Genomic DNA, 14,069 nt, shown 5'->3' with positions numbered 1-14,069 from the left:
GGCGACGACGATGGCGAACACGATCGAGATCAAGGTTCCCGACATCGGCGGCCACGACAACGTGCCGGTGATCGAGGTGCTGGTGAAAGTCGGCGACACGGTGGCGAAGGAACAGGGCCTGGTCACGCTGGAGTCGGACAAGGCGACCATGGAGATTCCTTCCAGCGCTGCCGGCGTGATCAGGGAGTTGAAGCTGAAGGTCGGCGACGAAGTTTCCGAGGGGGCGGTGATTGCGGTGCTGGAGGTTGCTGGTGAGGCTGCTGCGGCACCGGCGGAAGCCGCGAAGCCGGAAGCGCCCAAGGCCGCTGTACCGACGACGGCCGCCGTTCCGGCGGCCACCCCTCCCCAACCCTCCCCTGCCAGCAGGGGAGGGAGTGACGTGGCACCGCAGGCGGCGGCCGGCACCGGCCGCAAGGCCGACATCGAATGCAAGCTGGTCGTGCTCGGCTCCGGCCCCGGCGGCTACAGCGCCGCGTTCCGCGCCGCCGACCTCGGCGTCGACACCGTGCTGGTGGAGCGCTATGCCAGCCTCGGCGGCGTCTGCCTCAACGTGGGCTGCATCCCATCCAAGGCGCTGCTGCATGCCGCGGCGGTGATCGACGAGGCCGCGGCGATGGGCGCGCACGGCGTCACGTTCGGCGCACCGAAGATCGACATCGACAAGCTGCGCAGCTTCAAGAACAAGGTGGTCGGCCAGCTCACCGGCGGCCTTGCCGGCATGGCCAAGGCGCGCAAGGTGCGCACCGTGACGGGCACCGGCATGTTCGTGTCGCCGCACGAAATGGAAGTCCAGACGGCCGAAGGTACGAAGCTGATCCGCTTCGAGCACGCGATCATCGCCGCCGGCTCGCAGTCGGTGAAGCTGCCTGCGTTCCCGTGGGACGACGAGCGCGTGGTGGACTCCACCGGCGCGCTGGAACTGAAGGACGTGCCGAAGAACCTGCTGGTCGTCGGCGGCGGCATCATCGGCCTGGAGATGGCCACGGTGTATTCGGCGCTGGGCAGTGCGGTGACCGTGGTCGAATTCATGGACCAGCTGATTCCCGGCGCCGATGCCGACCTGATCAAGCCGCTGGCCAAGCGCCTGGGCGGCAAGCTCAAGGGCGTGCACCTGAAGACCAAGGTGGTCAGCGCCAAGGCGACCAAGAAGGGTATCGAGGTCGGCTACGAGGGCGACAGCATTCCCGAGACCACGCTGTTCGACCGCGTGCTGGTTGCGGTGGGCCGCTCGCCGAACGGCGGCAAGATCGGCGCGGACAAGGCCGGCGTGGCGGTGACCGAGCGCGGCTTCATCAATGTCGACACGCAGATGCGCACCAACGTGCCGCACATCTACGCCATCGGCGATCTGGTCGGCCAGCCGATGCTGGCGCACAAGGCCACCCACGAGGCGCATGTCGCGGCGCAGGCGGTGGCCGGACAGAAGAGCCACTTCGACGCGCGTGTGATCCCGTCGGTGGCGTACACCGATCCGGAAATTGCCTGGGTCGGCGTGACCGAGCGCGAGGCGAAGGAGAAGGGGCTGAAGGTCGGCGTGGGCAAGTTCCCGTGGGCGGCTTCGGGTCGCGCCATCGGCATCGACCGCACCGAGGGTTTCACCAAGCTGATCTTCGACGAGGAAACCCACCGCATCGTCGGCGCCGGCATCGTTGGCGTGCATGCGGGCGACCTGATCTCCGAACTGGCGTTGGCGATCGAGATGGGCAGCGAAGCCGCCGACATCGCGCTCACCATCCACCCGCATCCGACCCTGGGCGAATCGGTCGGCATGGCGGCCGAAGTCTACGAAGGCACCATCACCGACCTGTACCTGCCGAAGAAGAAGTGATCCGAGTCGCAGGGAAAAAGCCCGGAGCGATCCGGGCTTTTTTGTGGGCGGGTTTCGGGATGGACCCGCCCGCGTCTGCGTTCGGTCCGAGGCAGCTATTGTCCGGCTCCTCCTGAACGTCGATCATGGCGACATCGCCCGCAGGTTGGCGGGCCCATTGACCAGGCAGTGAGTCATCTCATGTCGAAACTTCGCGTCGCGAGCTTTGCCCTTTCCATCGATGGCTATGGCGCCGGACCGGACCAGGATCTCCAGCATCCGCTCGGCATCGGCGGCCCTGCGTTGATGGAGTGGATCTTCCACACCCGCGCATGGTCGAAGATGCACGGCGGCGACGAGGGTGAGACGGGCGTCGACAACGGCATCGTGGAGCAGGGCTTCGCCGGCATCGGCGCCTGGATTCTAGGGCGCAACATGTTCGGGCCGGTCCGCGGCCCGTGGCCGGACGACGGCTGGAAGGGCTGGTGGGGCGACGAGCCGCCGTACCACACCTCCGTCTTCGTGCTGACGCACCATCCGCGCGCACCGCTCAGGATGGCGGGAGGCACCGAGTTCCGCTTCGTCACCGAAGGTATCCACGCCGCGCTGGAGCAGGCGACCGCTGCCGCGGGTGGCCGCGATGTCCGCCTGGGCGGCGGCGTATCCACCATCCGGCAGTATCTGCGCGCGGGCCTGGTCGACGAACTGCATCTCGCCATGCGGCCGGTCCTGCTCGGCTCCGGGGAACATCTGCTGAACGGCCTCGATCTGCCTGCTCTCGGCTACGAATGCACGGGACACGTCGCGGGCGAACGTGCCACCCATGTGTTCCTGAGCAGGCGGGCGTGACCTGTCGGCCCTGCTGGCCGTGCGCCGTCGTGGGGATCGAGCGTCTGGCCGTGGCGAACGATCGGAACCGGCGATAGTGTCGACTCATTGCCGGCGGTGGAACATCCCCATCAGGACGAGGTCGATATGCCATTGAAAGTATGTCTCGCCGGTGCCACCGGTTGGGCCGGGTCCGAACTGGCGCGCGGGATTGCCGCGGCTGCCGATCTTGACTTGGTCGCCGCGGTCTCGCGCCGGCAGGCAGGGCGGTCACTGGGCGAAGTGCTGGGCGAACCGGAGCTTGCCGCGCCGGTCTTTGCCAGCGCCGCCGAGGCGCTGGCACGGCCCTGCGACGTGTTCGTCGAGTACACCCATCCGGACAGTGCCAAGGCGAACGTCCTCGCTGCGCTGGGACACGGCGCGCATGTGGTGATCGGCACCTCGGGCCTCACCGATGCGGATTACGCCGAGATCGATGCGCGGGCACGCGAGCGGCAGCGTGGCGTGCTGGCTTGCGGCAACTTCGCGCTCACCGCGGTGCTGCTGATCAAGTTCGCCGAGATGGCGGCGAAGCTGATCCCGCAGTGGGAGCTGATCGACTACGCCAGCGCGGGCAAGCCGGATGCGCCCAGCGGCACCGTGCGCGAACTGGCCACGCGCATGGGCAAGGTGCGCCAGCCGCAGTTGGAGGTGCCGCTGGAGGAAACCCGCGGCCTGCGCGAGACGCGCGGTGGCACGCTGGCCGGCAGCCAGGTGCACGCGCTGCGCCTGCCGGGTTTCGTGATCGGCGCCGAGGCGATCTTCGGCATGCCCGACCAGACGCTGACGATCCGCCACAACGCCGGCAGCAGTGCGAAGCCCTATGTGGACGGTGCGTTGCTGGCGATTCGCAAGGTGTCGGGCCTGGTCGGCCTGCACCGCGGGCTGGATGCGGTGCTGGAGCTGTAGGGCACCCTGCCACACGACTGCAGGAGTGCTCGTGGCCGTAGCAGCGCCCGCGTCTTGTGCGCAGGCGACTGCTGACTCAGTTCGCCCGTTCTTGAGCGTGCCGTTGCCATTGCCCCAGCAGCCACGACGCGCCGAGGCAGCCGGCCAGCGCCAGCAGCCAGCGAGTGGTCGGTGCATGCGGGGTCGGCAGGATCGTGACGAACGACGGCAGCCAGGCACTGCCGTACATCGCCACCACGACGCCCGTGGCGACGGCCAGGGCGGTAGCCAGCGCCAGCGCCAGCACGAATTCGAACGCGGTACCGGAGGCTGCCTGCCGAGTCGGAACAACGGCGACGCGCCTGGCCAGCTGCTGCGCGAAGTCCGCTGGCAACGCGTCCGGCAGCGGTTCACGCAGGGCGCGTGCGAGCAGCCGGTAGCGCCGGCCGCGCGCGTCGTCGCCGGCGGGGTCGAGCTGCAGGCGCTCGCGCCGCATGGCGCGTTCCTGCGCCAGCCATTCGCGCTCGTGCGCGGCGTCGTCGAAAGGAGGGATGGGATCATCGATATGCTGGTTCATGCTGCAACTCCGGTCCGCGCTTCGAGCGCGCCGCGCAGGCGCAGGCGTGAGCGGAACAAGTGGCTCTTGATGGTGCCGCTGGCCAGTCCGGTGATTCGCGCGATCTCCGGGATGCCGGTTTCTTCGAGGTAGTACAGGGTCAGCAGCGTGCGTTGCAACGGTGGCAGCTGCTCGATCGCCGCGTGCAGGTGCCGCGCGGTTTCCTCGTCGGCGCAGGCGGCTTCCAGGTCGAAGTCGTCGCCGACGTTTTCCACCAGGGCGTAGTCATCGTCGCTACCGTTGTCGATGAGCGGGATGCGCTTGTGCTGCAGGTGGCGCAAGGCGATGGTGTAGGCCACGCGGCCGATCCACGATTTCAGCGCGCTCTCGTAACGGTACTGGTGCAGGCACTGGTGCACGCGCAGGAAGGTGTCCTGGCACAGCTCGCGTGCGTCCTCGGGGTTGCGCACCATGCGCTGGATGATGTGCCAGCAGAGTCCCTGGTACTCGCGCACGAGCCGTTCGAACGCGCCCGGCCGGTTGGCCAGCACGGCGTCGACCAGTTCGCGGTCGGGGCTGCTGCGGATGTCATCCATGAGCAAGGGATACGCGCAGACGGTGGACGGTTGCAAGTGGACGGCTGCAACCGGCGCGGCGGTGGCTGTATCTAACTTTCCGACAGCCACCATCACCAGATCCACTCACCAGGAGAGCACCATGAATTTCGGCGAACTGATCCCGATCAGCCTGTTTGTCTGCATCGCCTATTCGATCAAGGTCTGCGTCGACGCCATGGTGCGCCGGCACATGGTCAACGCGGGCGGCTCGGAGGAGCTGGTGAACTCGCTGCTGCGCGACGAGGAGCAGCGCCGGCGCCATTCCTCGCTGCGCTGGGGCATCGTGCTGGTGGCGCTGGCGGCCGGTTTCGGGCTGATCCAGTGGTACGGCTGGCAGGAAGTCACCCCGGGCATGATCGCCGTGCTGGCCGGCGCGACGGGCCTGGGCAACCTGGCGTTCTTCGCGATCTCGCGGCGGATCGGCTAGATTCACCGGCGGGATACCGCCGCCATGTCGGCACGCCATGAAGTGAGCCGACCGCATGAACGAACAACTGCTGTTCAACCTGGTGGACCTGGCTGGCACGTTCGCGTTCGCGATCAGCGGCGCGACCGCGGCACGGCGCTGCAATCTCGACCTGTTCGGTATCCTGGCGGTCGCCTACATCACCGCCTGCGGCGGCGGCATCGCGCGCGACCTGTGCATCGGCGCGGTCCCGCCGGCGGGCCTCTCCGACTGGCGTTACCTGTTCACCGCGATGGTCGCCGCTTTGCTCACGATCGTGGCGTACCGGTGGGTGGAGCGGCTGACCTACCCGGTGCGTCTGTTCGACGCGATGGGGCTGGGCCTGTTTGCGGTGTACGGTGCGCACAAGGCGCTGCTGTTCGGCCACAACGCTGAAGTGGCGATCCTGCTCGGCATGATCACCGCGATCGGCGGCGGCGTGGCGCGCGACGTGTTGCTGGCGCGCGTGTCGGTGGTGCTGCAGAAGGAGATCTACGCCCTGGCCGCACTGGCCGGTGCCGCGCTGGCGGTGGTCGGCGAACACCTGCACTGGCCCGTGCTGTGGGCGACCTGGTTGCCGATCCTGCTGTGCTTCGCGTTGCGCGTCCTGTCGCTGTACCTCCACTGGAACCTGCCGCGCTTCGGCCTCGGCCGCGCCGACAGCTGACGCCTGCCCGATGGCGTGAGCTTGCGCACGTTCGCACGACGCCTGCACAAACGAAGGGGCCGGATCGCACGATCCGGCCCCTTCATGACACGGGACGCTCAGTGGTGATGATGGTGCTTGGTGTGGCCCTTGGCTGTGTGCTTGCCCTTGTTCTTGTCGTTGGCGACCGGGCTGACGGCCTTGCCGACGTTGGTGTCGTCCGCCTTCGCCTCGTTTGCGGCGGTGGACACGGCGTCGCCGTGCGAGTCGTGGTTCATCGACGCCGACGGCGGGCTCGGCGGGGTGTGGCCACCGCCATGCTGCGGTGCCGCCAGGGCGTACGACAGCGGCAGGGCGAAGGCAGCGGCGATCAGGGCGGCGGTGATGGTCTTGGTCATGGCGTAACCTCGGTTGGGTTGGACCATGCGGCGCATGGTGAAATCACGATAGGGCTGTGCAAGGACGGCAGAATGAACGGCAGATATGCGCAGGAAATTGCGTGAGAACCGCGTCACGCGGGCGGCGTGCCGGCGTCGCGCCACTCGTCCGCGGATGGCGTCAGCCCGCGCCGAACAGGTCTGCCTGCGCCTGGTAGCTGTCGCGGTCGACGAATCCGGCCAGGCCCACGCCGACCAGGCGGTAGCGGCTGTCGGCGGGGCGTTCGATTCGTTCGCGCAACGCGCAGGCGATGTCGGCCAGCTCGCTGGCGGATTGCGGGCGCAGTACCGGCGTGAGGCTGCGGGTGAGGGTATGGAAGTCCGCGGTCTTCAGTTTCAGCACCACGGTGCGCGCGACGCGGGCATGTTCGTGCTGATAGCCGGCCCACGCCTTGTCGGCGAGCCGGCGGATGTGTGGTTCGAGCTCCTCCAGCAGCAGGTCGTGCTCGAAGGTGTCTTCGGCGGAGATCTGCAGGGTGGGGCGCTCCGGCTGCACCGGGTGCTCGTCGATGCCGTGTGCCAGTTCGTGCAGGCGCCGGCCCCAACGACCGAAACGCTGCTCCAGTTCCGCCTGTGCGAATGCGCGCAGTTCGCCCACGGTGCCGATGCCGAGCACCGCCAGTTTCGCTTCCATCACCTTGCCCACGCCGGGCAGGCGGCCGACCGGCAGCGGGGTGAGGAACGCCTCGACCTGCAGCGGGCGCACCACGAACAGGCCGTCGGGCTTGCGGAAATCCGAGGCGATCTTGGCCAGGAACTTGTTCGGCGCCACGCCGGCCGATGCGGTCAGCTGCGTTTCCTCGCGGATCGCCGCGCGGATCGCCTCGGCGACAGCGGTGGCCGAGGGCAGGCCGCTCAGCGTGTGGGTGACGTCGAGGTAGGCCTCGTCCAGCGACAGCGGCTCGATCAGCTCGGTGTGCCGCGCGAAGATTTCGCGGATCTGCCGCGACACCGCTTTGTAGCGCACGAAATCCGGTGGCACGAAGATCAGCTGCGGGCATAGCCGCTCGGCACGGATCGCCGGCATCGCCGAGCGCATGCCGAACACGCGCGCCTCGTAGCTGGCCGCGCACACCACCGAACGTGCGCCGCGCCAGGCCACCGCCACCGGCTTGCCGCGCAGCGACGGGTCGTCGCGTTGCTCCACCGACGCGTAGAACGCGTCCATGTCGACGTGGAGAATCTTGCGTGGGGCGGAGGACAAGCGCGTGGCCGGACCAGTGGGGACCGGGCCATTCTAGCGAGCGGCACGCGTCGCGCCGAACCAAGGTTCAGCGACGTCGACGCCCGCGCCACTCGAACACCGCCAGCGCGGCGCTGGCCAGCACGAACGGCAATGCGGTGTAGGTCAGCCGGTAGCACAGGATCGCGGCGAGCAGGTCGGCGCGCGCCTCGGGCGGAAACGACGCCAGCATGATCGTCTCGAACACGCCCAGCCCGCCCGGTGCATGGCTGACGATGCCGGCCAGCACGGCGGCCACGTAGATCGGCAGGAAATCCACGAACGGCGGCGCGCTCGCCGCCGGCAGCAGCACGTACAGCGCGCCGAGCGCGGCCAGCATCTCCACGCCGCCGACCAGCATCTGCGCGGCGGCGATGCGTGCGCTGGGCAGCGCCAGCGTCAATCGCCCCAGCGCGAGCACGCGCGGGCGTGCCAGCCAGGCGACCAGCGCGGCCAGCAACAGCAGCAGCGCCACGCCCGGCCAGCGGCCCCAGCCCTGCGTGATCGCGGGTTGCCAGCACAGCGCGCCGGTGATCACCACCGCGAAACCCAGCCCCACGCCGAACCCGGCCAGCGCCACGATGCGCGCGATGTCGCCGGCACCCAGCCCGGCGGTGGCGTAGATGCGGTAGCGCAGCGCGGTGCCGGTGATCGCGTGGAAACCCAGCGTGTTCGAGATGCCCTGGGTGACCGCGCCGGCGAACGCGGCCAGCTTCGCCGGGATGCGGTCGCCCACCACGGTGCGCGCGGCCAGCACGTCGAACATCGCCAGCATCGTCAGGCTGAGCAGCGCCGCCCCGGCCGAACACGCGATGCGCCAACCCGGCAACTGCGACCAGGCCGCTGCCACGTCGTGCCAGCTGAGGTGGGTGACGTAGCGATGCAGCAGCCACAGCGCCAGGGCGAACGCCGCCAGCGAGCTCGACCACGACAGCAGGCGCAGCCAGCGCACGGGCGAACCGGCGGGAGCGTGCGGGTCCGCCATGCTCAGCGCGCTTCCGCCAGCGCCGCCGGCGACAGCCGGGCGGCCACGTCCCGTGCCAGTCGCTCGGCGGCGGCCGGGTGTGCGGCCAGGTGCAGGAACGGTTCGATCAGCTCCAGTTCCATCACCAGGAAACGCCCGCCGCTGACCACGCCGTCGACGCGCACGTAGGCGTGGTCGCCATGGCCGATCGCGGCCACCGCCGCCAGCGCGCGGTCGGCCGCGGCCAGGATCGTGGCATCGGGTTGCGCCGGCTCGGCGCTGCCGCCGTACTCGCCCTGCACGCGGTAGTCGCCGGCGGCCGGGCGCTTGATCACCGCATGGCTGAATGCGCCGGCGAAATACAGCAGTGACCATTCACCGTCGCTGACGATCTCCGGCACGAACGGCTGCACCAGGTAGTCGTGGCCGCGCGGCAGTTGCGCCACGGCGTCGGCGAACGCCGCGTCGCCGGCGGTGCCGCGCAGCGTGTGCCAGGCGCTGCCACTGACGCTGGGCTTGATCACCACCGGTTGCCCCGCCATCGCCGCCAGCACGTCGGGCAGCGTGGCGGCACTGGCCAGCCGAGTGGGGATGATCGCCACGCCGTGCTGCGCCAGTTCGAGCAGGTAGCGCTTGTCGCTGTTCCAGCGCAGCAGCGCGCTGTCGTTGATGGTGGGGACGCCCAGCGCATCGAGCCGGTCCAGCCAATGCAGGAACGCCGCGTGGTGCTTGAAGTAGTCCCAGATGGTGCGGATCAGCACCGCGTCGAATGCCGACCAGTCCACCGCCGGGTCGTTCCACACGCAGACCACCGGCTGGATATCCAGCCGCTGCAGCGTAGCGGCCAGGTGTGCGTCGTCAGGCTGGATCGAGGGATGGTCGGCGGAGGTGGCGACGGCGAGCCGGCGAGGAACAGCGTGCGTGGACATGGCGACACCTCCGGTAGTGGAAAGGGCGCCCTTGCACTGGAGTCGCCAGCCGAGCGTGGCGGGCATGGCCCGCTGCAGCACCCCTCGGCGGCGATGGCGCAGCGCGCGTCGCTGCGTCACCAACCGGCACAGTCTTCCGGCGCGGCCGGCGCTTGTCAATTTGCCGGCCGGCAGGGCCGCATGTCGTACGGGACTGGTCGAACCGGCGTCGACAATGGCAAGGTAGCCGGATGCTGACCGAACCCGCCAATGCCTATGCCCGCCGCCTGAACACCTGGGACGCCGCGATGATCGTCATCGGCGGCGTGATCGGGGCAGGCATCTTCCTCACCCCGGCCACGGTGGCGCGCAACACGTCGTCGGGCACGGAGGTGCTGATGCTGTGGGCGATCGGCGGCCTGCTGACCCTGGCCGGCGTGCTGTGCTACGCCGAGCTGGGCGCGCGGCGGCCGCAGGCGGGCGGCATCTACGTCTACCTGCGCGAGGCGTTCGGGCTGCTGCCGGCGTTCCTGTTCGGCTGGACCATGGCGCTGATCAACTACCCCGGCAGCGTCGCCGCGGTGGCCACCATGTTCGCCGAGTATTTCTGCACGGCGGTCGGCCTGCCGCAGCTGTACGTGAAGCCGGCGGCGGTGGGCGCGATCGTGTTCATCGTCGGCGTGAACCTGTTCGGCATCCGTGCCGGCGCGTGGATGCAGAACGTGTTCACGGTGCTGAAGCTGGCGGCGATCGCGCTGCTGGTGGTCGCCGGGCTGGTGCTGGCGCACGGCCACCTCGGTCTGGCGCCGGTGGCGGAGGCCAGCCACCCGGCGTCGCCATGGTCGTTCGTCGGCGCCTTGCTGCCTGTGCTGTTCACTTACGGCGGCTTCCACTACCTCAATGACCTCGCCGGCGAAGTGCGCGACCCGCAGCGCACGTTGCCGCGCGCGCTGGGCCTGGGCATGGCCGGCGTGGTGCTCTGCTACCTGCTGGCCAACTTCGCCTACCTGGCGGGCTTGGGTCACGCCGGCCTCGCCGCCAGCCAGGCACCGGCGGCGGACCTGATGCGCCGGCTGTTCGGTGCACACGGCGCCACCGTGATCGCGGTGGGCATCGCCTGTTCCACCTTCGGCTACTGCAGCATCGCGATCGCCGGCGGCGCGCGCGTGCTGCAGACGATGGGCGCAGACGGCGTGTTCTTCCGCGCCGCGGGCCGCGTCGATGCGCGCACGCGCGCGCCGCAGATCGCGCTGGCCCTGCTCGGCGCCTGGGCGGTGGTGCTGACCCTGTCGGGCAGCTTCAACCAGCTGCTCAACTACACCACGGTCGGCGAGTGGCTGGGCCACGTGTTCGGCATCGGCACGCTGTTCTGGTACCGCAAGCACTTCATCGACGATCCGGCGCCGTACCGGGTGCCATTCTACCCGCTGCTGCCGCTGGTCTTCGTGATCACCGTGTTCGGCGTGATCGTGGCCAGCGCGATCCACGCGCCGGGCGACGCCGGCATGAGCCTGGCGATCATCGCGCTGGGCGTGCCGGTGTACTACGGCTGGCAGCGCTGGGCGCGCCGTCAGCCGGGTTGAGGCATTACGCTCCGTAGGGCGGGCACTGCCCGCCGGCACCCGGCTTCTGGCTTCGTGATGTAGGAGCGGCGGGCGGTGCCCGCCCTACAAAGCCGATTCACGCGAGGATGCCGATGATGAAACGTCATGCATGGATCTGGCTGGGCCTGTGCGGCCTCGGCGTCTGCCACGCCACGACCGCGCCGGGCGTGGCTGACCTGACGGCGCCCGATGCCAGCGTCCGCATCAGCCTCGACCACGTGCAGCGCATCGGCGGCACCGAACGCGCCGGCGACGGCGTGGCGCAGCAGCGCTATGCGTTCCAGCCGGCGCCGCAGCCGCAGCTTGTGATCGCGCCGGCGAGCGGTGCATGGGACTGGTCGGGCCAGGGCGAGCTTCGCCTGCGCGTGCAGAATGCGATGCCGTGGGCGGTAACGCTGATGGTGGAGATCGACGGTGCGGCGGACCAGCGTCTGCAGGCGACGGTCGGTGTGCCGGTCGGCCCGGCGCAGACGCTGGTGGTTCCATTGCAGGCGACCTCGCCGCGCGGCGAAGGCATGCAGGTGGGGCCGCCGATGCCGTTCGACGACCGCGGCCAGCCGACCCTGCTGGCAACCACCGTGCAGGGCGCGCTGGACCTGCGCAAGATCGGCGCGGTCCGGCTCGGCATGCCCGCGCCGCAAGCTGCGCAGACCTTGCTGTTCGGCCGCATCGACGTGGTGCCGGGTGCGGCTACCCTGCGTGACGCGTACGCTGGCATCGTCGACCGCTACGGGCAATACATCCGCGGTCGCTGGCCGGAGAAGGTTGGTTCCGATGCCGCGCTGCGTGCGGCAGTGCAGGCGAAGCCGGCCGTGGTGCAGCGCGCCGGGCTGGATGCGTACGGCGGACGTCTGGACGTCCAGGGTCTGCACAAGACCGGCTGGTTCCACACGCAGAAGCGGGATGGCCGCTGGCACCTGGTGACACCCGACGGCCACGCGTTCTTCTCGCTCGGCGTCAACGCAGTGATCACCGATGGCGGGCGCAGCTACGTTGAGGGCCGCGAGTCCATGTTCCGCGACCTGCCGCCGGACCGCGGCGAATGGGCGGCGTTCTACGGCCATGACGACAACCGCAACCCGGAGCAGGGCGCCAGCCGCGGCATCGGCTACCACCACGGCCGCTGGTTCGATTTCTACGCGGCCAACCTGTATCGCGTCGACGGCAAGGACTGGCTGGCGGCCTGGCGCACGCGCGCGCTGCAGCGGTTGCCAGCATGGGGCTTCAACACCCTCGGCAACTGGAGCGACGACGCGCTGGGGCAGGCGCACCGCTTGCCGTACACCCGCTCGATCGACATCGGTGGCGACTATGCCAGCGTTTCGAGTGGCTACGACTACTGGGGCCGCATGCCCGACCCGTTCGACCCGCGCTTCGTGCAGGCCGCCGAGCGGGCGGTGATCAAGGCCAGCGCCGGCGTGCGCGACGATCCGTGGCTGCTCGGCTACTTCGCCGACAACGAGCTGGCCTGGGCCGGCAGCGGCCCGCAAGGCCGTTGGGGCCTGGCGCTGGGCACGCTGGCCGGCGACGCGAACAGCCCGGCCAAGCGAGCGTTCATCGCGATGCTGCGCAAGCAGTACGTCACGCCGGAAACGCTGGCCGCGGCGTGGGGCATCGCGCTCGCCTCATGGGATGCGCTCGACGCCACCGGCTTCGCCGCGCCCGCGCCGAACGAGGCACATCCGGCGATCGCGCGCGACTACAGCACGTGGCTGCGTCGCTACGCCGACACCTACTTCCGCACCGTGGCCGAAGCGATCCGCCGCCACGACCCACACCACCTGTTCCTCGGCGGCCGCTTCGCGGTGCGCACGCCCGAGGCTGTCGCTGCCTGCGCCGTGTACTGCGACGTGCTCAGCTTCAACGTCTACGCCGACCTGCCGCAGCACGGCCTCGACCTCGCCGTGCTGCATGCGCTGGACAAGCCGGTACTGATCGGTGAATTCGCCTTTGGCTCCGCCGATCGCGGCCCGTTCGGTGCGGGACCGGAGGCCGTCTGGAACGAACAACAACGCGGCGAGGCCTACGCGAAGTTCGTTGCTGCGGCAGCGAGCGATCCGAATATCGTCGGCGCGCACTGGTTCGACTACGCCGACCAGCCCGTCACTGGCCGCGTGCTCGACGGCGAGAACAGCCATTTCGGACTGGTGGGGATCACCGATATTCCGTTTGGTGGGTTTGTAGAGGCGGTGCGTGAGGCGAATCTGGGCTCCGTGCATTATTTAATCCCCCCGTCCCCTTAAAGTAGTCCCCTTAAAGTAATGGGCTGAGAGGTGGTCCATGCGATTCGCGATGGGCCCTTTTCCTATTTTTATGAGAAATGATGTTTCTGGCCCCTCTTCTCACTTTTCTCACGCAGGCATAAAGCTTTGGTCGCTTACTTGCGAGATCGGCATCTTTCCCATCGTCCCACCAATGCAATCCCGAAGGTCGAGCCAAAAACGACGATAACCGTTCCAATTAATGTGCTTACGTGGGGGTAGATGAGCAAGAAAAAGACCGCAGCCCAAACCAGCAGAAAACAGAGTTGTAGGCGACTAATCGTAGTCATATTTACAGTCTTGGAAGAGTGTGTTGATACTGAGGCAACTGAACTGGTGCATTAGCCAACGATTCAACGTAGACAACCCCAAGCAGTGCTGCCGAAAGCGGCACCAATTCAATGGTTACGCCAATAGTCTGTGCGATTCCAATACCAGCAACATCCGCAATAGGACTTGCCAACGATGGACTATCCGGTGATTGGTTCGTACTTGCAGGACACTGCCCGCCACTTGTTTGGCGCGGCTTCTCATGGACGATTTGTGATGGCTTAGTAAATATGCCGTAGGGATAGTAATCCTCTAGACCAAGCGGATCGCTGTGGCTAATTGGATTCCCACCCACATAGGCATATGTATTGAACTCGCCCGCCAACCCCAACGGATCGCTCTCCACATATCGCCCCAGCACTGGATCATAGTCCCTGAATCCATTGTTCCATAGCCCCGTTTCGAAATCAAAGGGGACGAAATCAAAGGGGACGGAGGTAATTAAATCGGTGCCGGTCTTGGTCACCTGAGAAAACCGCACGGCGATTCACACCACGCTGGGTGACGTGCCATGGAA

At 68.2% G+C, this 14,069-nt stretch carries 14 protein-coding genes and 1 riboswitch; of the genes, 7 read left to right on the top strand and 7 right to left on the bottom strand.

The genetic code is table 11. From position 1 onward, the window contains the following. Positions 1-10: 10 nt before the first annotated feature. The 3 genes from lpdA to dapB all read left to right on the top strand — a co-directional run bounded on the left by lpdA (position 11) and on the right by dapB (position 3,583). The gene (gene lpdA, locus IMW82_RS12415; protein WP_211004656.1) at positions 11-1,828 is read left to right on the top strand and encodes a dihydrolipoyl dehydrogenase; all 1,818 of its coding nucleotides are present in this window, start codon (positions 11-13) and stop codon (positions 1,826-1,828) included. 180 nt (positions 1,829-2,008) lie between these two features. Then, the gene (locus IMW82_RS12410) at positions 2,009-2,656 is read left to right on the top strand and encodes a dihydrofolate reductase family protein (protein ID WP_211004655.1); all 648 of its coding nucleotides are present in this window, start codon (positions 2,009-2,011) and stop codon (positions 2,654-2,656) included. A gap of 126 nt (positions 2,657-2,782) precedes the next feature. Further along, positions 2,783-3,583 (top strand): 4-hydroxy-tetrahydrodipicolinate reductase, encoded by an 801-nt coding sequence (gene dapB, locus IMW82_RS12405; protein WP_211004654.1) that lies wholly within the window; start codon positions 2,783-2,785, stop codon positions 3,581-3,583. 76 nt (positions 3,584-3,659) lie between these two features. Here the strand turns inward: dapB and IMW82_RS12400 are convergent, their stop codons facing one another. Both IMW82_RS12400 and IMW82_RS12395 read right to left on the bottom strand, forming a co-directional pair. Continuing rightward, complete coding sequence (locus IMW82_RS12400; protein ID WP_211004653.1) at positions 3,660-4,139, bottom strand: hypothetical protein; 480 nt, start codon at positions 4,137-4,139, stop codon at positions 3,660-3,662. Further along, positions 4,136-4,714 carry a sigma-70 family RNA polymerase sigma factor gene (locus tag IMW82_RS12395; RefSeq protein WP_108470619.1) on the bottom strand — a complete coding sequence of 193 codons (579 nt, stop codon included), beginning with the start codon at positions 4,712-4,714 and terminating at the stop codon, positions 4,136-4,138. Before IMW82_RS12395 ends, IMW82_RS12400 begins: the two co-directional genes overlap by 4 nt. Positions 4,715-4,835: 121 nt before the next feature. On the opposite strand from IMW82_RS12395, the gene IMW82_RS12390 reads away from it, so the two are divergent. Both IMW82_RS12390 and IMW82_RS12385 read left to right on the top strand, forming a co-directional pair. After that, a complete protein-coding gene (locus tag IMW82_RS12390) occupies positions 4,836-5,162 on the top strand; it encodes a DUF6249 domain-containing protein (RefSeq protein ID WP_108470620.1) in 327 nt (108 codons plus the stop codon). A 55-nt stretch (positions 5,163-5,217) separates the two neighbouring features. Beyond that, positions 5,218-5,847, top strand: a complete 630-nt coding sequence (locus IMW82_RS12385) for a trimeric intracellular cation channel family protein (RefSeq protein ID WP_108470621.1) — start codon at positions 5,218-5,220, stop codon at positions 5,845-5,847. Positions 5,848-5,945: 98 nt separating this feature from the next. On the opposite strand, the gene IMW82_RS12380 is transcribed toward IMW82_RS12385, so the two are convergent. From IMW82_RS12380 to IMW82_RS12365, 4 genes are all read right to left on the bottom strand, one after another. Then, positions 5,946-6,224, bottom strand: a complete 279-nt coding sequence (locus IMW82_RS12380) for a hypothetical protein (protein WP_108470622.1) — start codon at positions 6,222-6,224, stop codon at positions 5,946-5,948. 160 nt (positions 6,225-6,384) lie between these two features. After that, on the bottom strand, positions 6,385-7,467 hold the full coding sequence (gene dinB / locus IMW82_RS12375) for a DNA polymerase IV (protein WP_211004652.1): 1,083 nt from the start codon (positions 7,465-7,467) through the stop codon (positions 6,385-6,387). Positions 7,468-7,534: 67 nt separating this feature from the next. Next, positions 7,535-8,470: a YbhN family protein gene (locus tag IMW82_RS12370; protein ID WP_211004651.1), complete on the bottom strand. Its 936-nt coding sequence runs from the start codon at positions 8,468-8,470 to the stop codon at positions 7,535-7,537. A 2-nt stretch (positions 8,471-8,472) separates the two neighbouring features. Then, positions 8,473-9,378, bottom strand: a complete 906-nt coding sequence (locus IMW82_RS12365) for a hypothetical protein (RefSeq protein WP_211004650.1) — start codon at positions 9,376-9,378, stop codon at positions 8,473-8,475. A gap of 16 nt (positions 9,379-9,394) precedes the next feature. Then, positions 9,395-9,470, bottom strand: a riboswitch (S-adenosyl-L-homocysteine riboswitch). Between the two features lie 138 nt (positions 9,471-9,608). Between IMW82_RS12365 and IMW82_RS12360 the strand changes: the two genes are divergently transcribed. After that, the gene (locus IMW82_RS12360; protein ID WP_211004649.1) at positions 9,609-10,940 is read left to right on the top strand and encodes an amino acid permease; all 1,332 of its coding nucleotides are present in this window, start codon (positions 9,609-9,611) and stop codon (positions 10,938-10,940) included. Positions 10,941-11,056: 116 nt separating this feature from the next. Next, positions 11,057-13,204, top strand: coding sequence for a beta-agarase (locus tag IMW82_RS12355; RefSeq protein WP_211004766.1), 2,148 nt, complete (start codon positions 11,057-11,059; stop codon positions 13,202-13,204). Positions 13,205-13,514: 310 nt separating this feature from the next. On the opposite strand, the gene IMW82_RS12350 is transcribed toward IMW82_RS12355, so the two are convergent. Next, on the bottom strand, positions 13,515-14,018 hold the full coding sequence (locus IMW82_RS12350) for an RHS repeat-associated core domain-containing protein (RefSeq protein WP_345777131.1): 504 nt from the start codon (positions 14,016-14,018) through the stop codon (positions 13,515-13,517). Positions 14,019-14,069 lie beyond the last annotated feature (51 nt).

Origin of the sequence: Rhodanobacter sp. B2A1Ga4 (assembly GCF_018101315.1) — a bacterium.
Taxonomy (GTDB): Bacteria; Pseudomonadota; Gammaproteobacteria; order Xanthomonadales; family Rhodanobacteraceae; genus Rhodanobacter; species Rhodanobacter thiooxydans_A.
The sequence above is the reverse complement of the archived record's forward strand: the minus strand, read 5'-3'. Positions and strand labels throughout refer to the sequence as shown.

Excerpts from the sequence above, each read along its gene's own strand:
- IMW82_RS12410 (WP_211004655.1), top strand. The coding sequence starts at position 2,009 with ATGTCGAAACTTCGCGTCGCGAGCTTTGCCCTTTCCATCGATGGCTAT.
- dapB (WP_211004654.1), top strand. The coding sequence starts at position 2,783 with ATGCCATTGAAAGTATGTCTCGCCGGTGCCACCGGTTGGGCCGGGTCC.
- IMW82_RS12385 (WP_108470621.1), top strand. The coding sequence starts at position 5,218 with ATGAACGAACAACTGCTGTTCAACCTGGTGGACCTGGCTGGCACGTTC.
- IMW82_RS12360 (WP_211004649.1), top strand. The coding sequence starts at position 9,609 with ATGCTGACCGAACCCGCCAATGCCTATGCCCGCCGCCTGAACACCTGG.
- IMW82_RS12380 (WP_108470622.1), bottom strand. The coding sequence starts at position 6,224 with ATGACCAAGACCATCACCGCCGCCCTGATCGCCGCTGCCTTCGCCCTG.
- IMW82_RS12370 (WP_211004651.1), bottom strand. The coding sequence starts at position 8,470 with ATGGCGGACCCGCACGCTCCCGCCGGTTCGCCCGTGCGCTGGCTGCGC.
- IMW82_RS12390 (WP_108470620.1), top strand. The coding sequence starts at position 4,836 with ATGAATTTCGGCGAACTGATCCCGATCAGCCTGTTTGTCTGCATCGCC.
- IMW82_RS12400 (WP_211004653.1), bottom strand. The coding sequence starts at position 4,139 with ATGAACCAGCATATCGATGATCCCATCCCTCCTTTCGACGACGCCGCG.
- IMW82_RS12365 (WP_211004650.1), bottom strand. The coding sequence starts at position 9,378 with ATGTCCACGCACGCTGTTCCTCGCCGGCTCGCCGTCGCCACCTCCGCC.
- IMW82_RS12355 (WP_211004766.1), top strand. The coding sequence starts at position 11,057 with ATGAAACGTCATGCATGGATCTGGCTGGGCCTGTGCGGCCTCGGCGTC.
- lpdA (WP_211004656.1), top strand. The coding sequence starts at position 11 with ATGGCGAACACGATCGAGATCAAGGTTCCCGACATCGGCGGCCACGAC.
- IMW82_RS12395 (WP_108470619.1), bottom strand. The coding sequence starts at position 4,714 with ATGGATGACATCCGCAGCAGCCCCGACCGCGAACTGGTCGACGCCGTG.